Origin of the sequence: Phocaeicola sp. GP0067 (assembly GCF_031119655.1) — a bacterium.
Lineage (GTDB): Bacteria > Bacteroidota > Bacteroidia > Bacteroidales > Bacteroidaceae > Phocaeicola > Phocaeicola vulgatus.
Map to the genome: position 1 here is coordinate 13525 of NZ_JAVHZY010000026.1, position 21830 is coordinate 35354.

17 protein-coding genes are annotated in these 21830 nt (G+C 42.2%); 2 read left to right on the top strand and 15 right to left on the bottom strand.

The window, feature by feature from the left end; genetic code table 11:
• Positions 1-74: 74 nt before the first annotated feature.
• Both RE317_RS16805 and RE317_RS16810 read right to left on the bottom strand, forming a co-directional pair.
• Positions 75-2261: a S46 family peptidase gene (locus RE317_RS16805; RefSeq protein ID WP_008671008.1), complete on the bottom strand. Its 2187-nt coding sequence runs from the start codon at positions 2259-2261 to the stop codon at positions 75-77.
• The gene (locus RE317_RS16810; protein ID WP_008671009.1) at positions 2261-4426 is read right to left on the bottom strand and encodes a S46 family peptidase; all 2166 of its coding nucleotides are present in this window, start codon (positions 4424-4426) and stop codon (positions 2261-2263) included. Before RE317_RS16810 ends, RE317_RS16805 begins: the two co-directional genes overlap by 1 nt.
• A 193-nt stretch (positions 4427-4619) precedes the next feature.
• Between RE317_RS16810 and RE317_RS16815 the strand changes: the two genes are divergently transcribed.
• Entirely contained in the window at positions 4620-5318 is a 699-nt protein-coding gene (locus tag RE317_RS16815) for a DUF4369 domain-containing protein (protein ID WP_008781938.1), read from the top strand.
• Positions 5319-5331: 13 nt separating this feature from the next.
• On the opposite strand, the gene RE317_RS16820 is transcribed toward RE317_RS16815, so the two are convergent.
• From RE317_RS16820 to aspT, 11 genes are all read right to left on the bottom strand, one after another.
• A complete protein-coding gene (locus tag RE317_RS16820) occupies positions 5332-6090 on the bottom strand; it encodes a 1-acyl-sn-glycerol-3-phosphate acyltransferase (protein WP_008671012.1) in 759 nt (252 codons plus the stop codon).
• A gap of 39 nt (positions 6091-6129) precedes the next feature.
• Positions 6130-7290 (bottom strand): metallophosphoesterase, encoded by a 1161-nt coding sequence (locus RE317_RS16825; protein WP_008671014.1) that lies wholly within the window; start codon positions 7288-7290, stop codon positions 6130-6132.
• 14 nt (positions 7291-7304) lie between these two features.
• Positions 7305-8192, bottom strand: a complete 888-nt coding sequence (locus tag RE317_RS16830; RefSeq protein ID WP_005848651.1) for a vitamin B12 dependent-methionine synthase activation domain-containing protein — start codon at positions 8190-8192, stop codon at positions 7305-7307.
• Positions 8189-9529, bottom strand: a complete 1341-nt coding sequence (locus RE317_RS16835) for a dihydroorotase (RefSeq protein ID WP_008671017.1) — start codon at positions 9527-9529, stop codon at positions 8189-8191. The genes RE317_RS16830 and RE317_RS16835 overlap by 4 nt, the downstream gene beginning before the upstream one ends.
• Positions 9526-10275 (bottom strand): polyprenol monophosphomannose synthase, encoded by a 750-nt coding sequence (locus tag RE317_RS16840; protein ID WP_005846085.1) that lies wholly within the window; start codon positions 10273-10275, stop codon positions 9526-9528. Before RE317_RS16840 ends, RE317_RS16835 begins: the two co-directional genes overlap by 4 nt.
• Positions 10276-10427: 152 nt before the next feature.
• Positions 10428-11054: an outer membrane beta-barrel protein gene (locus RE317_RS16845; RefSeq protein WP_008671018.1), complete on the bottom strand. Its 627-nt coding sequence runs from the start codon at positions 11052-11054 to the stop codon at positions 10428-10430.
• Positions 11055-11095: 41 nt separating this feature from the next.
• Positions 11096-11734: a DUF4136 domain-containing protein gene (locus RE317_RS16850; RefSeq protein WP_005846090.1), complete on the bottom strand. Its 639-nt coding sequence runs from the start codon at positions 11732-11734 to the stop codon at positions 11096-11098.
• Positions 11735-11857: 123 nt separating this feature from the next.
• The gene (locus RE317_RS16855; protein WP_008671019.1) at positions 11858-12346 is read right to left on the bottom strand and encodes a copper resistance protein NlpE N-terminal domain-containing protein; all 489 of its coding nucleotides are present in this window, start codon (positions 12344-12346) and stop codon (positions 11858-11860) included.
• A 157-nt stretch (positions 12347-12503) separates the two neighbouring features.
• Entirely contained in the window at positions 12504-13901 is a 1398-nt protein-coding gene (locus RE317_RS16860) for a S41 family peptidase (protein ID WP_008781939.1), read from the bottom strand.
• A gap of 148 nt (positions 13902-14049) precedes the next feature.
• On the bottom strand, positions 14050-15690 hold the full coding sequence (locus RE317_RS16865; protein WP_008671022.1) for a bifunctional aspartate transaminase/aspartate 4-decarboxylase: 1641 nt from the start codon (positions 15688-15690) through the stop codon (positions 14050-14052).
• A gap of 19 nt (positions 15691-15709) precedes the next feature.
• Positions 15710-17410 carry an aspartate-alanine antiporter gene (gene aspT / locus RE317_RS16870; protein WP_008671024.1) on the bottom strand — a complete coding sequence of 567 codons (1701 nt, stop codon included), beginning with the start codon at positions 17408-17410 and terminating at the stop codon, positions 15710-15712.
• A gap of 125 nt (positions 17411-17535) precedes the next feature.
• On the opposite strand from aspT, the gene RE317_RS16875 reads away from it, so the two are divergent.
• Positions 17536-18360 carry a hypothetical protein gene (locus tag RE317_RS16875; RefSeq protein WP_008671026.1) on the top strand — a complete coding sequence of 275 codons (825 nt, stop codon included), beginning with the start codon at positions 17536-17538 and terminating at the stop codon, positions 18358-18360.
• Here the strand turns inward: RE317_RS16875 and RE317_RS16880 are convergent.
• Together RE317_RS16880 and RE317_RS16885 are read right to left on the bottom strand one after the other, a co-directional pair.
• Complete coding sequence (locus tag RE317_RS16880) at positions 18352-20529, bottom strand: tetratricopeptide repeat protein (RefSeq protein WP_008671029.1); 2178 nt, start codon at positions 20527-20529, stop codon at positions 18352-18354. The genes RE317_RS16875 and RE317_RS16880 overlap by 9 nt on opposite strands.
• 61 nt (positions 20530-20590) lie before the next feature.
• Positions 20591-21775, bottom strand: coding sequence for a DUF418 domain-containing protein (locus RE317_RS16885; protein ID WP_008671032.1), 1185 nt, complete (start codon positions 21773-21775; stop codon positions 20591-20593).
• Positions 21776-21830 lie beyond the last annotated feature (55 nt).

Genomic DNA, 21830 nt, shown 5'->3' on the forward strand with positions numbered 1-21830 from the left:
TGTGAAAAATAGGAGAACGCGGACGACACTTGTTACGTGTGGTCCGCGTTCTAAAAAATAGTTGTCCGGTATTGTTATTCCACAATGGTCATTTCATCTACCAAGTGTTTCGCTCCTGCAAACTTATCAATAATAAATAAGGTATAGCGGATATCCACACAGGCTGCACGTTGTAACTGGGGATTGTAAGCAATGTCACCGGTCAGTCCTTCGTAGTTGCGGTCAAAGCCGGTACCGATCAATTCCCCTTTGTTATTGAAAACGGGGGAGCCGGAATTACCTCCTGTATTGTCTGTTCCTGTAACAAAACAGATGGGCATTTCACCATTTTTCATGGCATAGCGCCCGAAGTCTTTCTTGTTATACAAGTCCTTCAGTTTGGCCGGAACCACGAATTCATAGTTGTTCGGATCCTCTTTTTCCATCACTCCTTTCAACGTGGTGTAATAGTTGTATTCCATACCGTCTTTGGGGCTGTATGAACCTACTTTACCATAAGTGAGACGTAACGTGGAGTTGGCATCCGGATAAATAGGAGTGCCTTCATGCTGTTTCAGCTTCATCATACCCTCTACCCAGGTTTTATGGGCCAGATTATAAGCATCGGTTTCGGCTTTCATGGCTGCATCGGTATCTGTATAACCTTGGTCTACTGATTTGGCATATTGCACCATCAGGTCATTTTCCAATGTCTTGGCATCCGGCTTTGCCACAAAGTTGTCAAAGGCTTCACGGCTTCGGAAGATGGATGTATCAAAACAAGCATCGACAAAGGCGTCAATGTTTCCTTTGAATTCTTTGTCTATTACTTTAAAGATGCTGATGCGCTGTTCGGCCGGAATTAATTCTGCGTAAGTCTTCAGCAAAGCTTTGGAAACTTTACGGTCTATTTCGGGATTATAGTCTTTATTGAAAAAATTATCGGCTTGTTTGATCAGTGTGCTTAATGCATGATCCAGCGGATTGATTTCTTTAGTAGCATGAGGTACTTTATATCCTTTTTTCAATGCTTGCAGGACTTTGTCTGTGGAAGGAATCTTATAGAATTCCGTTCCCAGTTTGCAAACTTCGTAAATGGCTTGCTGATGATATACGGCATCCCGGCGTTTGCTCACGATTTCCCGGATAGCATCGAAGGCTTTCTGGTAGGCGTCAGTACCCGTCTCACGTCCGTAAGCCAGAAGCTTTTCCTGTTGTTTCTTTTTCGTATCAAGTACTTTCAGCTGAACCAGTCCTTCGTTCATACCGATAGCATTCTTCCAGTAATTGGCTGACGAGGCGTATTTGCTGGCATACTGGATGCGTACTTTATCACTTTTCAGCATCTCTTCCAGCAGATTATTCAATCGTACGGTGCGGACGGTCTTACGCATGAAGTTGGTAGTCTGCATACGTTCTTCCACTTCGTCCGAAATCATGTATCGCCAGTTGCGTCCGGGAAATCCCATTACGAAAGTGAAGTCTCCCTCTTTGACTCCTCCTAGGTTGATGGTCAGATGTTTTTTCACCTTCAAGGGTACATTGCTTTCGTTATAGTCAGCAGGTTTACCGTCGGGTGTTGCATAAATGCGGAACATGGAGAAATCGCCACAGTGACGGGGCCACATCCAGTTATCGGTGTCAGCTCCGAACTTTCCGATGGAGGAAGGAGGAGCGCCTACCATACGGACGTCTTTATAGATGGTCTTTATAAACAAGTAATAGCGGTTGGCTCCGTAGAAAGGCTTTAGTTCCAAAGCGGTGAACGGAGTGATCTCTATATTTTCTTGTTCGGCAAAACGTTTGGCTACTTTGCTCAGATAGGAGGGGGACAGGTAGTTCAATCCTTCCGGGTCCTCATCTTTGGCCAGTTGTTCCTTTACATAAGGAGTGACGTCCAGAATTCTGTCTATGAAGGTGACAGTCAGCCCCTTGCAGGGAAGTTCTTCTTTGCGGCTCATAGCCCAGAAGCCGTCAGTCAGATAGTCGTGTTCTACCGAACTGTGTTGCTGGATATAGCTGTAACCGCAATGATGATTGGTCAGCACAAGACCTTCGGCAGAAATGATTTCACCGGTACAACCACCTCCGAAATGCACTACAGCATCCTTCAGGCTGATGCTGTCCGGACAATATACTTTATCAATGCTGATATCCAGTCCCATATCATACATGGTGGCCGCATTCTGTTCTTTCAGATCAGTCAGCATCCACATCCCCTCGTCGGCATGGCCGGCAAGGGTTGTGAAAGTAAATAGCGAGAGTAATAGTATCTTTTTCATTATTCAACAATAGTCATTTCGTCAATCAGGTGTTTGCATCCGCCCAATTTGTCGATGATGAATAATACATAACGTATATCCACTGCGATACAACGCTGTAAGTTGTTGTCGAAATTAATGTCACCACTCAGTGATTCCCAGTTGCCGTCAAAAGCGGCACCGATGAGTTCGCCGTTACCGTTGATGACGGGAGAACCTGAATTACCGCCGGTAATATCATTGGTAGTCAGGAAACAAGCAGGCATATCACCGTTGGGCAATGCATAACGTCCGAAATCTTTTGCTTCATACAATTCTTTCAGTTTGGCGGGAACAACAAATTCCGGATTGGTAGGATCCTCTTTTTCCATGACACCTTTCAGCGTAGTGTAGTATTTATAGTGTACGCCGTCTTTGGGATTGTATGATTTCACATTGCCGTATGTCAGACGGATGGTGAAGTTGGCATCCGGAGCTTTGGGTTCCGGTGAATACATTTCACACAGGCCGCGTACATAAGTTTTGTGTAATAAATCCATGCCTTTCATCGATTCTGCCAGTTCGTTTCCCAGCTTGTCCATCAAGTCATATTTAGCCCGTACGTATGCAGTCATAGGATCTTTTTCTATGGCTTTCACGGTAGGTTTCTTGATGAATTTATTGAAATTCGCTTCGTTGGAGAAGATGGAATTGTCATAACAATGGTCTACGTATGCGTCATAATTCCCTTTAAAATCCTTCTGGATGGTAGTATAGAAGGCAGGTAAAGCATTGGCAGGAACCATTTCGGCATACAGGGGCAACAGAGCTTTGGCCACTTTGCGGTCTACTTCGTGATCGTAGTCTTTGTTATGTATATCGGCATATACTTTTTTCAGCGTTTCAATATTTTTATTAATCGCTTCTTTATCTTTATTTTTGATTGCTTCTTTCAGCTTGTCCAGAATCAGATAAGGAGTGCCGAATTCTATACCTCCTTGAAAGACTTCACGGAAACAGGTGTAGTTATAAAGAATAGGATTACTCTTTTCGATGGCGGCATCAATTTCGCTGACTACTTTTTCATAATCAGTGTTGCCTTTGGCTTTAGCAAATGCTGCGAACTTGGCTTCCTGTTCTGCTTTTGTTTCCAATACCTTATTGTCGATAATGGCTTTATTCATGCCGATAGAGTTTTTCCAATAGTTGCTGGAACCTGCATATTTGCTGGCGTATTGGATACGTACCTTGTCACTGGCAGCCATTTCTTTCTTCAGTACATCCTGACGCACACCACGTATGCGGATACGGGGTTCGTTGGTGGAATGCATCCGTTGTTTCACTTCACTTTGAGTCAGATAGCGGTTGGTGCTTCCGGGGAATCCCATAATCATGGCATAGTCACCCTCGTTAATACCTTTCAGTGAGATAGCCAGATGCTTTTTGGCTTTCAGAGGAACATTGTTTTCATTATATTCTGCCGGTTCGCCGTTGGCATCCGCATAAATGCGGAAGACGGAAAAGTCGCAAGTATGGCGGGGCCACATCCAGTTGTCTGTTTCACCACCGAATTTACCGATGGATGAAGGCGGAGCGGCAACCATGCGTACGTCGCTGTAGGTTTTCAGATAAATCAGATAGAATTTATTGCCTGCATAGAAAGGCAGAGCTTGTGCGCTGATACCCGCTTTTCCGTTCAGGTCACTGGCTTTCAGTTCCTCGTCGGCCAGTTTTTTCAGGAAGTCGTATTCAAAGGTTTCCTCTTCTTTTACTTCGCCTGATTTTACTTTATTGTTTACTTTATCTGTGACATCGACAATGCGTTCTACAAATTTGAACTTCAATCCCGGAGTCGGTAGCTCTTCTTTGCGGCTTTTTGCCCAAAAACCGTCAGTCAGGTAGTCATGTTCTACCGAGCTATGTTGCTGTATCGCTCCGTAGCCACAGTGGTGGTTGGTCAGGATCAGTCCGTCCGGTGAGATGATTTCACCGGTACATCCTCCTCCGAAAATGCCTACTGCATCTTTTAATGAAACGCGGTTCGGGTTATAAATGTCGTCTGCTTCCAGCAGTAAGCCTTGTGCTTTCATGCGGTCTGCCAAATGCTGCTCTTGCATCAGTTGCAACAGCCACATACCTTCGTCTGCCTTCGACGGCAAGAATGCTACACACATCAATGCGAGCAATAAAAGTTTGAATTTTTTCATGTTGTGTACTAATTGTTATTTCTTTATCCTTATATCGGTTACAAAAATAGAAAAAAAGAGGGAACTTTGCACTATAAATTGCCTTCTCGGTAATAATCTTCTATTTAGTTTTAAATTTTAATAAAATATTTTTGTCACTAAATTATAGATTGTACCTTTGTATGCGAAAAATAGTAATGGGGCGTAGATAAGCATGAATAAACTTTTTTTCTCTGTGGTATCTTTATTGGCTTTTACTTCATGTGCCAGTGAGTATAAGATAGAAGGTAGTTCTTCTGTTTCTCGTCTGGATGGGAAAATGCTATTTGTAAAAGTTCCTAGTGGAGACCGGATGCTGAGTATTGATTCGGCAGAGGTAATTCATGGAATGTTCAAGATGGAAGGTATAACCGATTCTACTTCAATGGCATCCTTGTATATGGATGATGAGAGCATCATGCCTTTTGTCATTGAAAAAGGGAAAATATCCATCAGTATTGATAATGCCCGTATTGTAGTTACCGGAACTCCGTTGAATGATCGTCTGTATGATTTTGTGGGAAAAAAGACTTCTTTGGATGACAGAGCATACGAGTTGGAGCGTCAGGAGAGCCGTATGATTATGGATGGAAAAGCACCGGATGAAATTCAACGTGAGATAACGAGAGAACGTGAGAAACTGGCTGCTGAAATGAATGCATTGGCTAAGGAGTTTATCCAGAAGAATTATGATAATGTATTGGGACCGGGTGTTTTCATTATGTTGTGCAGCAATTTTCCTTATCCTGTCATGACTCCCTTGATTGAGGAAATTATAGAGGAGGCTCCTGACCGATTTAAAAACAACTCCTTGGTAAAGGATTATGTGACAGTAGCCCGTTCGAATATGGAAAAATTAAAAGCTCCCCATTAATGAGGAGCCTTTTTTATCTGTCTTGGTCTGGATTGTCTATTTTTCCTTGATATTTTTCAGGTAAGTCTTTCTCTATTTCCCTGTAAGCCTCTTCCATGGTTGCTTTGATGTTTTCCATTCCCTGGCTTTGCGGATAAATGGGCTTATGTACGACTAATTTCATAGGATGCCAAGATACAAAACCGCCGGTACGGGGAAGAATATTAAAGGAGCCGATAATAGTGAGTGGTACTACGGGAAGTTGCAAATCATCTGCCAGTTGGAAAGCACCTTTCTTAAAATATCCCATGTGCCCGGTAAAAGTACGTGCACCTTCGGGAAATACCACTAGAGAAGTTCCATCCTGTAGTACGTGACGGGCATGTTCTATGGTTTCTATTACCTTCTTGGGACCGGATTTATCAACGAATATATGTCCGGCAGCTTCACAGGCTTTGCCGACGAAAGGCATTTTGCGCAGACTTTTTTTCATCATCCATTTAAAGTTTCGTCCCAGAAAACCATAAATCAGGAAGATATCGAAAGACCCTTGATGATTGGCTACAAACACGTAGGATGTTTTTTTAAGTACTTCCGGATGTCCTACTACCTTGACAGGAATAAGTAATACATAGCAGAAAAGCTGTGACCATATTTTTCCCGGATAATATCCCCAAAAATGCGGATTGCCTATCCATGAACCAATAATGGTAACTATTGCTGTAAGTATGGTTAATACCAGCAAAATGGGAAGTGCTATGAATAGTTGGTATAAAATATATAGTACTTTCATTTGTCTGAATTTTAGTTGTACAAAGATAGAAAAACTATTTTATATTTTATGTAACGTGATTACTGTAATTTCCGGCCATGCTCCAAGGCGCATAGGGAACATCAGGTAGCCCAAACCAATATTGACAAACAAGGATTGTTTTCCTTCCTGGTATAAACCGTTGTGTTCGGGATATACGAATTTAGCAGGAGAGAAGCCAAACAGGCTGAACTGCATTTCATGGGTGTGGCCTGAAAGCATTAGCTGTACATCACTTTCCGGCAAGACTTCTCTGTGCCAATGAGTGGGGTCATGGCTCATTAATATTTTATACATTCCTTCCGTTCCTTTTAATGCTTTTTGCAGATCTCCATAATTGGGAAATGGGGGATTTCCGCTGTTCTCTACACCTGCCAGGGCTATACTGTCTCCATGATGATGTAGAATGACATGATCGTTATTGAGTATTTTCCATCCCATGGCAGCCTGTTTGGATTTCAAGCTGTTCAGGTTGGCTTCTTGAGCTTCTTCTGTTTCCCATTTTATATAAGGGGAATAGTCATGGTTGCCTAAAACGGAATACACTCCGTCTTTTCCTTTTATCTGTTCTAGAATAGGGATAAATTCGTCCAATTCCGTTGCCACGTTATTGACCAGGTCACCTGTAAAAAGTACCAGGTCGGCATGTTGTGCATTAATAAGATTTACAGCCTTCTGTAAAGCAGCACCGTTGCCAGTCCAGCTGCCGGAATGGATATCAGATATTTGTACAATGCGGTAGCCGTCAAAGCCGCTGGGAAGTTCATCGGAACTGATGGTTACCTCCCTGATTTGAAAATGCTGTTTTCCTTCGGTTGCTCCATATATTACATATATTAACGAGGCTAAAGCCAATCCTCCTGCTACATATCCTCCATACAGTTTTTTGCCGGAGATGATATATAGGAGCTTCATAAACAGGATAACAATGACGAAAAGTGCCTTGGGTACGGAGAAACAAAGAAAAATCAATAAGAAATTGCTAAGTCGCTGCATGGAATCCGGACGTGGCTCATGTATAGAAAAGACTAATGTCATTCCCAATAAAAGAAACAGACTGGGAAGCCAATAAGCCCAATGTGTCCATTTTTGGTAAACACGGCGTATATATGCCTTGTATATATACATATCGGGCAATATCAGTAGCAGTAGAAAAAACAGAAATAACTTTATCAGCATCATAATTTATTCGTTTTTTATAGATTGGCGGCGAGAAACTTTTTAGTTTCTTCTATACTCATGCCCCGGCGGGCGGCGTAATCTGCCAATTGGTCTTCACCTATTTTTCCGATGGAGAAATAGCGGGAAGCCGGATGGGCAAACATGAGTCCGCATACAGAGGCATGGGGCTTCATCATACCATTCTCGGTCAATGAAATTCCTATTTGCTTCATATCCAGCAACTCGTCTAATAGGAAATTGACGGATTGGTCGGGCAAGGAAGGATAACCTACGGCAGGACGTATCCCTTGATATTTTTCATTATGCAGGTCTTTTACGCTTAGGTTTTCATCAGGTGCATATCCCCAAAGTTTTTTGCGTACATCTTCGTGCAGTTTTTCGGCAGTAGCTTCCGCCAGTCTGTCGGACAATGTTTGCACTAACATACGTTTGTAATCGTCTTCTGCATAGAGCCGCTCCATTTCTGCATCTACCGTAGTGGCGAATGCTCCTACTTTGTCTGTGATACCCGATGATAATGGACGCACAAAGTCACTCAGACATAAAAACGGGTCATCTTCTTTCAATTTTGCTGTTTGTTGACGCAAAAGCGGAAAACGCTTGCTGTTCAGCAGCAGATCATCTCCGTCGGCATTGGCATCCATGATATTGACCACTCCGTGGGTCTGATACGCTGTATCCAGTTCATTCAACATCCGATTTGCCTCTTTGAAAAGCTGCATGGCTTCACTGGCTTTCGGACGGTCTTCTTCCGCAAAACCGGTGAGCCACATGGCCCGGCATGAATCACATCCATGTATGTCCGCAATGGCGGCAAACTTGGGTTGAAAGCCCCATGCATGGAAAAAATAAATCCAGTTAATGTATTCGCTTACTTCGTGAATCTTGTAATTTACAATCATCTTTTAAACCTTAATTCTTGTCCGCGATGACTTTGGTCTACCTTGTTGTCACTGTAAACCAGATCACCATTGACGAATGTTTTTTCTACCCGTGTGTGGAATTTCTGTCCTTCCATCGGAGTCCATCCGCATTTGCTTAAAACGCAGTCGGCAGTTACAGTCCATTCATGATCCGGATTTACCAATACGAGGTCGGCTTGATAACCGGGGCGGATGTAGCCTCGTCTTTCAATATGATAAAGTTCGGCCGGTGCATGGCACATTTTCTGAACCAGTTGCTCTATGCTTAATATGCCTTCGCGTACTAATTCCATGATAGCTACTAATGAAAACTGTATCATCGGCATACCCGATACGGCTTTCAATGCTCCCCCTTCCTTTTCTTTCAGTAAGTGAGGGGCATGGTCGGTACCTATTACATCTATCAGATTGGTAGACAATGCTTTGCGTAAAGCATTCCGGTCTTCTGAAGTTTTGATGGACGGATTGCACTTGATACGTCCTTTCAATGTCTCATAATCTTTGTCATAGAAGTATAGATGTGACACGCAAGCTTCCGCCGTAATCTTTTTTTCACTCAGGGGTTTGTCTTCAAGCAAATCCAGTTCTTGTGCGGTGCTGATGTGCAGGATGTGCAGGCGGGCATTGTTTTCTTTTGCCAGCCGGATGGCCAGTGAGGAAGAATATGCACATGCTTCCGCACTACGTATCTGCGGATGGTATTTTATATCAGGATCTTCTCCATATTTTTCTTTGAAGGCTGTTGTATTGGCACTGATTATAGATTGTTCTTCACAATGTGCTGCAATCAGCATACCTGCATTGGCAAATACTTTTCTAAGTACTTCCATGCGGTCTACCAACATATTTCCCGTGCTGGCTCCCATAAATAATTTAACACCGCATACCCGGCTTTTATCTAGTGTGGGGAGTACATCCGCATTCGTATTGGTTGCTCCGAAATAGAATGAATAGTTTACGATGCTTTTGGTTGCCGCATCCGCAAACTTGGCATTCAAAGCTTCCAGGGTCGTAGTTTGCGGAGTGGTGTTGGGCATGTCCATAAAACTGGTGACGCCACCTGCCGCCGCCGCTGTGCTTTCAGTATGTATGTCGGCTTTATGAGTCAGTCCCGGGTCACGGAAGTGTACATGATCGTCTATTACTCCCGGCATCAGATAATAGCCTTTCGCATCTATTGTTTCTCCACAAGGCTGGGAGGGAACTGTTTCTTCTGCCAGCACTTCAGCTATTACTTCATTCTCAATCACTATCGAACCGTGAAAAATCTTGTCTTCATTCACAATCCGTGCATTCTTTATCCATGTACGTTTCATACTGTTTTCTTTTGCGGGTATTTGCGGAACCAGCTACCCAGTTTTAATTGAATGACTCCTAATACAGCTTCACCGAAGATACTTCCGTTCATTTTTGAAGTACCTAATTCGCGATTGACAAAAATCACAGGAACTTCGGCTATCTTGAATCCGCACTTGTAAGCAGTGAACTTCATCTCAATCTGGAATGCATATCCTTTAAAACGGATGCCATCCAGACCGATTGTTTCCAAGACTTCACGGCGATAGCATTTAAATCCGGCGGTAGTATCATGTATGGGTAACCCTGTGATAATCCGTACATATTTGGAGGCGAAGTAGGACATCAGCACACGCCCCATCGGCCAGTTCACTACATTCACACCACTGACATAGCGTGAACCGATAGCTACATCATAGCCTTCAACGGCACATTTGTTATACAGCCTTGGCAGGTCATTCGGATTATGACTGAAGTCAGCATCCATTTCAAATACAAAATCATATTGATGCTCTATCGCCCATTTGAATCCGGCAATGTAAGCAGTACCCAGTCCTAATTTACCTTTACGCTCAATCATGAAAAGACGGTCGGGGAATTCTGTTTGCAGTTTACGGACAATGGTTGCCGTGCCGTCTGGTGAGTTATCTTCAATAATCAATATGTGGAAGAACTTTTCCAGTCCGAATACAGCCCGGATAATGTTCTCTATATTTTCCTTTTCGTTATAGGTGGGTATAATAATAATACTATCGGATTTCTCCATACATTTTTTGTATTAGCTGAATAAATATCATACAAAAGTAACTATTATATTAACACTCCCGTCAGAATTTAATTTTATTAATTAAAAAAAGAGGATTACCCCTGCCTGGCGCACGGATAATCCCCCTATTTAACAGAATAGTTTAGAAATCTTTAGAATGCCACACCAAGGCGGAAACCGAAATTGTTTAATTTATCCATATCATAGTTAAATACGGTTCCCTTGTTGGTAGAGTAGCTGTAGAATGCTGCCAGATGGAAGCCGATACTGTTTGTCCAGGGGTAGATATTCACACCGACTTCTGGTGATACATAGAAACCCCAAGTGTTGTCTTTCACTTCGTAAATGTAAAAGTCACTGGACATTTTGGTATAGTTGGCACCCAGCTTCAATCCGATATAAGGTTGGCATGCACCGTCACTGAAGCGATAGTGTGTTGCGAAACCGAAAGGCAACTGAAATACGGAATGTTGCTGGTCGGTTGTCAGGGCTGCCGAGTTGCTGATTGGTAGTGTCTGACGTGAAATATACTCATTATTGGTATGATAATTGATAAAGGCACCGATTGACAAATCCGGCAGTACATAATATCCACCTTCGAAGTTCATACCCCAACCGCTTGCTTTGTTTGCAAAGTTATTGCTGATAGGAGCGTTGAACTGCCAGTCTACATTGAAATAGGTAAACGGAGTTACCTGTGCTTTTGCCGGCAGGGCAAAGGCTATGGCGATAGCGGATACCGCCATCAGTCTGAGAGTTAAATATTTTATAGTTTTCATATTTCCTTTTTATTTTAAATGAATACTTGTTTCACTTACGTTTATTTTTTCAGATAAGGACTCTGAGTGAATGCCTGGTTGATGGCAGTAGTTGTACGGTTTACATTCAAACTGCCACTTCCGCCCAGCAACCCGCTGATGTATGCATTCCAGACAACAGTTAATTTTTCTTTTTGTCCTTCCGGAGCATTTTTTAAATTAATCATGTCGGCCAGCAATGAACCGGTGCTATAGCTGTAAGTGATAGGATAGGGATAGTACCATCCACCTCCCCAATTGCCGCCCCAGTAGCCGGGATACCAATAACCGGGATAATAGCCCCACCAGGGGCCGTCATTATAGTAACCGTGGAAATAATAAGTACTTGCTACGTAGCTTACCTGTAGGCCGAGGTCGGCTTCGTCTTTATTAGCTGCGGTGTAGCCGGCAGCGTTCATCTTAGTCTTGAATGCATTGATGATGATCTGTGCATTCTCGTCCTTCCAGTATTCAGGGTCTTTCTTGTCACCGATGATCAGGATGCTGTCGGGGATATAATAAGTACTGAAGTCATTGAACTTAGTACTAGTGTCATGACTGGTGAATACCAGATACTCATTGTCCAATTTGTCCATGTCCGGGTCTTTCTCGCAAGATACCAAGGCAAAGACCGCCAGTAGGATAGGAATTAATTTTTTCATGTCAAGTTTTTGTTTAAGTTAATACTAATTGTTTTTCGTCTAGTTTCTCTCATACAACGGCCGGCTTATGTTTTTGTTCACTAACAGTCTGTTCTTTAGTGAATTTTTTTGCAGCCAGGTTAATTAGAGTTTCTTTTTTAAAGTGTAATTTAGTTTAGAAACAGCTTTCTTGAAGTCCTTGCCAATCATTGTCAGTGCACTGTCACCCTCTGCCAGAAAGTTTGTCTTTTCGTGTCCCGGAGTAGCGGAAATTAATTGATAAACGATAGCGGTGCTGTCATTAGGAATTCCAATAATAGTTACAACTGTACCACTGTCGGTAAATGCCTGGTTACCATCTTTTGTTCCTAAATAAGTGGTCATCAGATTGTACGTGCCCAATGAGTCTTGGCCTGCCTCCTGAAGTGTCAGTTGATAGTTGATACCTTCGGCATCGGCAGCTGGCAGAATACCTTCATAGCTATATGTTTGTAATTCACTCAGTGTGCTGTCGTTCACAGCGAAAATAGAGTCACTTTCACTTTCGGCTATTATCTCAGCACTTTTGTTTCCTTTAGAGCCACAGGAAACAATCATGGCAGCCAAAGCTGTTGCAATAAATACTTTTTTCATTGTTAAGTCAGGTTTTTAATGGTTATTTGGGTACATAACATTTGTTATGCCCGTTTTGTTTTTAATAAGTTCTCTTTTCAGAAAAAAACAAGACCATGTTTAAAATGCATTAAACACGGTCTTTAATAAATAGGGCGTTGTATCTGGATAAATCGGACTACCGTAGCCGTATGCCGTTCATACTTCTTCGAATCAGTGAGTTATAGATAATTTTTCCTTTTGATACTTGTTCTTCTGTTTGTGGCAGGTCGGGCATATTTCCTGTCGTAATATAAGCTATAGTGTTCTTCAATAAATACTCTTTGGTATCTCCCAGTGGGTAGAGAGGGGAGATGAGGTTACGTTCGCTCAATGTGAAATCGGGGGTGATTCCATTTACATAGTTGGCTTGTCCTGCCGAGTTGAGAACGTATGCCACAACCGGCCATAAAATAAAGTTGTAACGCTCATCTTGGTATGGTTCCATGGCTACATTTTTGCCAACAGTCGTTTCACCTATTACCACTACATTTTCTGTACCTATATATGGACGGAGACAATTTATGACTGCTTCTGAGGCCGATGCAGTAAATTTGCTTGTCAGTACGTAGAGCTTGCTTAAGTTCAAGTTTTCGGAAGCAAGTCCTGTATTGAGAGGGAAATCAATTTTTTGCGGGTCACTGATGTCATTATACAAAGTTGTGCAAAATACTTTCCCTAGATCTGCCGCAGGTGCCAGATAACTTCCTAAATCTGTGGCACAACTCAAATAACCACCGGGATTGTAGCGTAAGTCCAGAATAAAAGCATCGGGTGACTGTCCCTTGAACCGGGCGAATATCTGTTTCATCTGTTCCCTGTATTCTGTATCTGTTGCCTGGTTATTGGGGCCTGTACTGAATTCATTGTAGACCATATAGGCTATTTTTTTTCCGGATACTTCATATACTGTATCTATATAGAACGGATTCAATTCTACGAGGCGTGATGCCGCTACTTTGACTGTATCTGTTGCAATCCAGCTGGAATTGCCTTCCTCATCAAAAACCAAGCTTTCTCTGGCGAAAGTTGTATTGCCGCCTTCCATCAGATATCCGTAATTATTGTTGGTCAGTTCTTCTTTGCCAATGGCTGATATCCAGTTCCCTCGTTCCAATCCGGCTTCTGAGGCCGGTGAATTGGGCAGTACGAATAAAATACGGGCAAATACGTGTGATGAGATTCCGGTGGGATCGGTCATTAATTCAAAATCAAATCCGTAAGTAGAAGTACGTTGCAGGTAGGAACGTGCCGCATCGGAAGCGTCCTTTATTTCTATATACGAATACGGGTCTCCTTTTCCGTTTTGTGCCTTGGTATAAACCAATTTTTGCAGGAAGTCTTCCGGTTCGGCAAAATAGTCCGTTTCCTTTATTGCCGGAATACTGTCATACCACAAATAATGCTCTTTCATTATTTGTTCTATCCATACATTCTCTCCAATTAATGCATAGTATTCCCCACTGCGGTCTTCGCCACATGAAGCCATTATAAATAAAGTGGTTAGAAGAAAAAAAGTGCTCCGTATATGCTTCATAATCTAATTCCTTTTTCAATCTGCAAAGCTAGGGATTTTATTTTAAAGTAGGGATAAGGTTTGGAATAAATAATCCAAAAAACCTTTATATAAAAAAGAAATCCGCCGGTTAGGTCAAGCAGACTTCACGGCGGACGTTCTTAATTTTTTATTTCTTTTCAGATTTCCATTTGTCAGCATATTCATTCAGAATTCTGCGGATACTGAGTCCGATTTTGATATAATCTTTCTCGTTCAGGTTGGCAAGTGATACACGTACACTCCATTCGGGTCCGTCGAATCCACCACCATTCAATACGACCAGGCCTGTTTCATTGGCAAGGCGGAATACTACGTCCAATGGATTATAAGTTGTCTGCAGATGTTGTACGAATTCATCTCCGTAAAATTTCTTGGCCCATACCAGCATGTCTATTTCTGAATAATAACCGGCCCTTAGTGGATCGTCGGGGAGAATGAATCCTGTGTTGTCCCATAATGCTTTCAGACGGGTATGGATTAAATTAAGCATGGCATGACGATATGTATTTTCTTTGTCCAGCAATGAAAAAGAAGCAAAGAGTGACATCTGCATTTGTTGTGGCAAGGACAGTCCTGCTGTATGGTTCAAGGCTACTTGACGGCTATCTGCTACCATACGGTCAATGAATTTTATGTTTTCTACTTGCATACTCAAGCTGCCATACCGTTTGGTTAGTTCGCTTTTTCGTTTGCGGGGCAGATTGGCAATCATTCTGTCGAATACATTTTTCTCATGTAAGGCAATTACAGCAAGGCGCCAACCGGTCGCTCCGAAATATTTGGAAAAAGAGTAGACACAAATTGTGTTCTGTGGCAAATCAGCCATCAGGCTGCGGAAGCCGGGAACAAAAGTACCATATACATCATCTGTTATAATCATCAGATTGGGATTCCAGCGTGTTACTACGTCTTTCAGGGCATCTACGCATTCTTTGTTCAACTGATAACTGGGTGGATTGCTTGGATTGACAATAAACAAGGCTTTGTATTTCGTGTCTCGCAGTTTATTGATATCTTCCACTTTGTATTGCCAGGTATGAAGTCCTTCTTCATTTAGAGTACTTGCAGGAATATTGAGCACATCATAATCGTAACGTGTCAATTCGGGTATCTCGATATAGGGTGTAAAGATAGGAACCATCAATGCTATACTATCTCCTTTGTGTAGCAGGAAATTTTCTTCCAGCGAGTCGAATACATAGCACATCCCTGCTGTTCCGCCTTCGGTGGCGAATAAATCGAATTTACCTTGCGGGGGTTGCCCGTTGCACATTTCCTGATTCAGGTAATCCTGTACTAGAATTTCTGTATATTTCAAGATGCGGTCAGGCATGGGGTATTGGTCGCCTACAATACTTTCGGTCCATTCGTGTACCAGTTCGTCCGGATCAGCTGCATGTTCCATCAGCATATAATTATAGGTACGTTTCAATAGATCTGTCCCCGCATTTCCTTCATGCTTTTTCAGGTACTCCTCAAAACGTTGGGCTATGCCTGTTTTTTGAGGAATACCGGCAATGCCTTCGGGCATGTCCATGACCCGGCGACACTCTTCAATGCCAAAACCGCCCAAGGCAAAGAATGCTTCACGAGCCTCCGTTGCAATCCAGTTGGGATTACCTCTGCCTGCATTCAGCATGACGTGCGCCATTTTCTTCACACTTTCATCTGCCATTTCAATCAAACGGTTTTTTAATTCGAAGGGACTGATCTTTTCCAAATTCTTGTCCATTCGGGCAACGCTGCTTTTATCACTTAAATATTCCATAATGTATGAGTTTAGTTTTTTAGTTGATTAATAATACAATGACCACTCCCCATATAATGAGTAGTGTATTTCCTACGGCGTAGGTCACGGTGTATCCTAAAGAAGGTGTTTCGCTGCCTACTGCTTCTTGTATGGCGCCCAATGCAGCAGTGGTAGTACGGGCTCCTGCCGTGCACCCCAAAGAGAGGGCGGGATGGAACTTGAATACATATCTGGCTAGAATCAGCCCTAATAATAGAGGCAAGGAGGTGGCCAACGCACCTATGATAAACAACATAGGACCTACTTCTTTTAGTCCTTGTACAAAACTGGGTCCTGCAGAAATGCCGACTACGGCGATGAACATATTCAAGCCTACATTATTCAGCACCCATAAAGAGGATTCCGGTATTTGTCCGAAGGTAGGGCGTTTGCTGCGCCACCAGCCAAATACTAATCCGGCTATCAGGGCCCCTCCACTAGTGCTCAGGCTAATAGGTACTCCGCCGATATGGATTGCAAGTGCTCCGATGATACCTCCCAGTAAAATGCCGAGTCCTACAAATATCATATCGGTGGCATTGGTGGGGCGGTCTATGTATCCTAGTTCTTTTGCAGCAGATTCCACCTCTTTTTTCAGGCCGACCAATTCCAAAGTATCTCCGCAGTCGATAGTGGTTTGTGCGAAAACAGGGATATCAATGCCTGCCCGTTTGATACGGCGTATACTGACGCCATGCATAAAGCTTTGACGGCGTATGAAGTCCAATTTTTGGTTGGAATATGGTTTTTTGTGTATCATGACAGGGAGTACTTCCACAGGGAAGTCAAGCAGTTGCGGATCGACGATTTCTTCTCCAATCCAGCCTTCTTCACCAATGGCGAATTCCCTTCTTCCGCTCAGTACCACTTCGTCCCCTTTTTGTAATAATTGTCCGGGAATAATATCATTGACAATGGAAGCTCCATGTCGCATTCTTTCAACAAACAATCTTTTCCCTTGTGAAATAAAATAGGATTCTAGTTGGTCAACAGTCTTGCCGTTGCCAAACCAATCGTTCTCTATGCGGTAAGCACGAAAAACTACCGGACGGCGGGCCTGTTCAAACCCGGGTTCGTCTGCTTCACTGGTACCCATCCGGGTTTCCAACTCTTTGCAAGCGGCTTTCACTTTTTCTAATCCTCCCAACATTTTAGGACCTAAAGAAGAGAGGACCCAGGCAGAGCCTGCCGTACCGAAAATGTAAGTTACAGCATATGCCACGGGAATGATATTAATCATATCACTTTTTTGGGAAGAGGATATGTTGAGTCCGTTTATGGTATCTTCTGCTACTCCTATGACGGCAGAGATAGTTTGTGCTCCGGCCAGTAACCCGGCTGCTTCACCGGCATTATATCCCATTAAGATGGCTAATAACCAAGTGATAATCAAACAACCTACACACATGAGCGCGGCGAATCCTACTTGAGGTAAACCATCTTTTTTCAGTCCGCGAAAGAATTGTGGTCCCACTTTGTATCCGATAGCAAAAAGGAATAAAAGAAAAAACACGGATTTCACCGGTTCTTCTATTGTAATGTTAAGCTGTCCCACTAATACCCCTACTAGCAATACACTGGTGACGATTCCCAAACTGAATTGTTTTATTTTCATTTTTCCAATCCAGAAGCCTACGGCGATTGTCAGAAAAATCGCCAGTTCTGAATGCTGTCTCAAAAGATGTATAACCCATTCCATATTTCTTTCTTATTATAATTGCTGTTTAAAACAGAGTGGGGGTAAAGAAGTTGAGTTAAAAAGCTCCAAATTGTACTTAGTTCTAATATTTTTTATTTTATTTGCATAGAGATGATACTTGACTTATGAAAATAAAGTTGTTTGTAAAATATATTTCTTTGTTAGTTCTCTTGTTTGTTGCTGATGGTTGTAAAGAAAAAAAAGCTGACACATATGTGACTAAGGTCACCGATTTAACGGGAGAGGAAGAACAAGTTTTGAAATTGGAATATGATCGTGATGGTAAAATTATAAAGTATGGGGATACCCCGGTAAGGTATGAGGGCGACCAGATAACCATCGGACAGATGGATTGTTTGAATACCGGCAATAAGCTTTGCAATGTTACGTTTCAAATAGGAAAAGGCAAGGCGAGGGAGAGTAGGGCCCGTTGTATGTTGAAGGTAGGAGAAGAGGTTTATGAAGCTGATAAACAGACTGTATATGATTATAAAGGAGATACTATTTTTATCAATTCTGATTATCGTGCTACTTCCGATTATCGTTTCTTGAAAAAAGTGCAAGGAAAATATGTTTTTGATCAGTTGGGACGGTTGAAGGAAGTGATGACTGTTTTTACTGAGGCAAATGATAGTGTGTCCAGTTGTCATACTTATTATAATTATGATAATAACATCAACTATCAGGCGAATCTGAATTTACAGGCTTATGTGATTGATTATGATGGGGTGGATAGTTTCTTCTATTTTTTATTGAATCTTGGGCAGTTGAGGAATAGAACAGCCTTACCTAATGATATCGGATATTGTATGAATCATGGTTTAAGCACTTATAATGTGCATGCCAATTATCGTCTGGATGATGAGAATCCGGTCAGGATAGAAGTTTTATATAATTATACCAAACTTCTATCCCGAATAGATTTATCTTATAATCATCCTTTAAATTAATTCATCGGGAAGTATAAACAAGTCTACTTCATTGGCGCCTTGCTTTATCAAGTCTTTCTTATCTATTTGGTAAAGGCGGACAAACTCATCATGACTGTCGCATAGTTCCTGGGCTTTGCGATAATATTCTATTGATTTTTCTGTTTCATTCAGGATATAATACACATGTCCTGCATTCATCCAGTCTTCCATAATGGGCTTGGGATCGGATATCAGCAAGTCGTAATATTTCTTGGCTTGTTGATGGTTGCCGGTAATGAAGGAACACCATCCGATGGCGCGTCGGGCATTCTGTGGCTTTTTATCCAGATACTCCACTTTGAAGAAATAAGCCAGTGCTTCATCGTATCGTTCCAGTGCCATCAGGCATTGTCCTATTTGTAGTGCCAGATTCAGACTGTCGGGCTGTGCCTGTTCCACCTTGTTATAATATTCCAAAGCTTTTGGGTAGTTTCCCTCTTTTCTATAACATTGTGCCAAATGGCGGTTATTCCATGTATTATCAGGGATCAGCAGATCTGATTGCAGGTAATAATCTATCGCTTTTTTATAGGAACCGATTTTCTGATAAATGAAACCTGCTTTCTGCCATAATTCGGCATTTTTACGATTGTATAATTCAATTGATTTATCATAGAGAATTCCGGCTTCTGCCAAGTCGTCGTGTGTGAATAGGTAATCTGCCAGTTTGTTGATATACTCTTTGTGTAACAAGGCTTGAGACAATGCTTCTTTATTCCATAAGTCCAGAGTGTCCTCAAAAATGTCATGTATTTCATGTCTTCTTGACCATAATTTGAAGAAACGGTAGAGGTCATGAATGTATTGCCGGCTCACGAATTCAGCGCGGGCTTTTGATTGTGACATCTCTTTTAAACGTTCTTTCAGTTCTTCAGAAGCTTCATGTTGTCCGTTCAATTGTTGCTGCATGAGATTCCTTTGGCTTTCCGGCATTTGTAACATGGTAAAACAAAAAGAGTATTTGTCGGAATTGCAGAATACATCCGAATTCATCAAAATGTTGAGCAGAGAGATTTTTTGTTCGTCATTTCCGAGAGATAATTTGGCGATATCCTGATATTGGGGATCAAAAGGATAGAACCAGTGAGAAATTTTGCGGAAAAACGGGAATTGTTTCAGCTGTGAAAAGGTACTCATATACACATCTGCCCCGGACATTTGCAGTTCACCTAATTCGCGCAATTTATCGGTAATGCCTGAACGGTCAATCCATTCTTCCCATTCCGGATTATGATCTTCGGCATCTTCATCCAGTCCTTCCAAATTAAGTTTGGGATTTTTCATCATTTCGGGAATGATTTCTTCACGCATTTTCTTGTCTATCTTTCGGGTTTCACGGGAAGATTGCAATAATTGAATCTGGATATGATGCAGGTTTTTGATGAACTCGGAATTTTCATTCAGTTCATTTATGCGCGACACGGCTTCAGGGTATTGAAGGATACGCTTTTCATAATAGTAGCATGTTAGTGCGATCCCTGCAATAGCCCGCTGATTCAGCATGGTATCCTGATGGGTATAGGCGTTCAATAGAAACATGAACTTGCGGATGTCGAATATTTGCAGCAGGCTCATGGTAACGGCGCTGACCATTATGGAAAGGTCGTTGACTTGGATCAATAGTGAGTTGAACAAAGTTTGCGCTTCAGCATATTCCGATTCACTCCACCGGGTGGATACCCATATTTTTTCAAATAATTCGTCTACGGCTGTTTCGTGACGTTTTCTCATGGCATCCATTTCTTCATTTATTTTGGCCTCGGTGGTATATATCAATGGTGCTGTAGCCATATCTTCTGTATACGCCTCCAGTTGCATTTGTAATTCGGCATAGCTGTGAGGAGGGCTTTGGACAAAAGTGCGCATTGTGTCATAATAGGCTCCGTAATTTTGTGTTGCCTGTACGGCTATATGGATACGGTCGGCCAGTTCGTATGCCGTGCGTAACATTTTATGGTATATTTCCACCTTATTGGGATCTTTCATCCCTTTTGAAGTATATTGCAGCATCAGGTCGTATGACGTTTGCAGGGCTTCTAGCTCATTCTTTAATTGCCAGTCGGAAGTATGGGTGGCATATCCTGTCATTTGGGATAATGCTTCTTTTAACCGATATTGGTCTAATAGTTTTATGATTTCTTCGCGCATATTTTAAAGTTCTATTTGTATGTCTTTTATAAACAAATGCGGGCAGATTTCGGTTCTTGGCTTATTTCAGCCAGGTTGCCCGTTTCCATATATATTCCATCGGGCCGTGAGAATGGTGATTCATCCACCAGCGGCAGAAAGAGAATTGCAAGATGAAGAAAACTATTCCTGCCAGGCAGCTGGCTGTGATACCAAACTGATTGTGCAATGCAAATCCCCAGTTGTAGTATAACATGGAACCTACTATACTTTGAGTAATATAATTGGTAAGGCTCATCTTTCCGTATGGCGTTATTTTCATTAATCCGTCGTGTAAGTTTGTCTTGTAAAAAGCGAAGACGACACCGGATACCAGAATCAGCATAAATGCAAAATTGGAAAGCGAGGTGATGATTAGTGAAAGAGGGGTCAGAATGGATTTATTTGTGATAAAGTCCGGTAGCATATTGCCCAACCCATATAAAGGGAAAAATGCGACGAGTGAGCCTGCAAGTACCTTGTTCCATACCTTCAAGTGCTCTTTCAAAAAAAGTCCCTTGCGCCCTATCAGCATACCGAGCAGGAAAAGGGCGGCTGTTTGGAATACCCGTCCGTGATCCCAGGCCCAGGCAAGGCTTGCCAACTGTCCTTCCCATAAATTGACACGGATGGTTTCCAGAAAATTACCATTGCTTTGCACTGCAAAAGTTGCATTCCAGAAGCTGCGGGTGGGGATGGCCGGAGTAACAAATTCCGGATCGAGACAGGCACGTATTACATAATAAAGCGGCAATGGCTGGATCAATAGCAGACATGCCAATGCAAATATCCATTTGTCTTTCAGCCGGCAAGTCAGTGGCAGGATGAAACCTACTAAAGAATAAAGGACCAGCACTTCCGCTGTGAAAAAACTGGCATTGATATTACCTATCAGGAAAAGAAGAATTAACCGCCAACAAAAACGTAGACGGAAATCATTGCCCCGTAGGCGTTGGTTGTCATCTTGAATAAAAAAGCTAAAACCGAAAAGTAAAGCGAATATGGCGTATGCTTTTCCGCCGAACATGAAGAATAACCCGTTCCAAATGGCTTTGTCCGAGAAGTTCAGCCACGCACTTTGTCCGGCTGTATCGGGAAATGAGTAGAAATTAAAATGTTCGATAGAGTGCAGGATGATGATTCCCATCACTGCCAGTCCGCGTAGCACATCAGCTACATCTACACGTGCGTGTCCTTTCAATTTTGTGTTTATTGCTTTTGTTTCCATGGGGTTATATATTAGCGTACAAAAATAGGAAAATCTTGAATAGTTGGCAAAAAAA

Excerpts from the sequence above, each read along its gene's own strand:
- RE317_RS16830 (WP_005848651.1), bottom strand. The coding sequence starts at position 8,192 with ATGATTGTAAATTACAAGATTCACGAAGTAAGCGAATACATTAACTGG.
- RE317_RS16850 (WP_005846090.1), bottom strand. The coding sequence starts at position 11,734 with ATGAAAAAATTAATTCCTATCCTACTGGCGGTCTTTGCCTTGGTATCT.
- RE317_RS16865 (WP_008671022.1), bottom strand. The coding sequence starts at position 15,690 with ATGGAATATTTAAGTGATAAAAGCAGCGTTGCCCGAATGGACAAGAAT.
- RE317_RS16840 (WP_005846085.1), bottom strand. The coding sequence starts at position 10,275 with ATGGAGAAATCCGATAGTATTATTATTATACCCACCTATAACGAAAAG.
- RE317_RS16885 (WP_008671032.1), bottom strand. The coding sequence starts at position 21,775 with ATGGAAACAAAAGCAATAAACACAAAATTGAAAGGACACGCACGTGTA.
- aspT (WP_008671024.1), bottom strand. The coding sequence starts at position 17,410 with ATGGAATGGGTTATACATCTTTTGAGACAGCATTCAGAACTGGCGATT.
- RE317_RS16845 (WP_008671018.1), bottom strand. The coding sequence starts at position 11,054 with ATGAAAACTATAAAATATTTAACTCTCAGACTGATGGCGGTATCCGCT.
- RE317_RS16805 (WP_008671008.1), bottom strand. The coding sequence starts at position 2,261 with ATGAAAAAGATACTATTACTCTCGCTATTTACTTTCACAACCCTTGCC.
- RE317_RS16825 (WP_008671014.1), bottom strand. The coding sequence starts at position 7,290 with ATGATGCTGATAAAGTTATTTCTGTTTTTTCTACTGCTACTGATATTG.
- RE317_RS16860 (WP_008781939.1), bottom strand. The coding sequence starts at position 13,901 with ATGAAGCATATACGGAGCACTTTTTTTCTTCTAACCACTTTATTTATA.
- RE317_RS16835 (WP_008671017.1), bottom strand. The coding sequence starts at position 9,529 with ATGAAACGTACATGGATAAAGAATGCACGGATTGTGAATGAAGACAAG.
- RE317_RS16875 (WP_008671026.1), top strand. The coding sequence starts at position 17,536 with ATGAAAATAAAGTTGTTTGTAAAATATATTTCTTTGTTAGTTCTCTTG.
- RE317_RS16815 (WP_008781938.1), top strand. The coding sequence starts at position 4,620 with ATGAATAAACTTTTTTTCTCTGTGGTATCTTTATTGGCTTTTACTTCA.
- RE317_RS16810 (WP_008671009.1), bottom strand. The coding sequence starts at position 4,426 with ATGAAAAAATTCAAACTTTTATTGCTCGCATTGATGTGTGTAGCATTC.
- RE317_RS16880 (WP_008671029.1), bottom strand. The coding sequence starts at position 20,529 with ATGCGCGAAGAAATCATAAAACTATTAGACCAATATCGGTTAAAAGAA.
- RE317_RS16820 (WP_008671012.1), bottom strand. The coding sequence starts at position 6,090 with ATGAAAGTACTATATATTTTATACCAACTATTCATAGCACTTCCCATT.
- RE317_RS16855 (WP_008671019.1), bottom strand. The coding sequence starts at position 12,346 with ATGAAAAAAGTATTTATTGCAACAGCTTTGGCTGCCATGATTGTTTCC.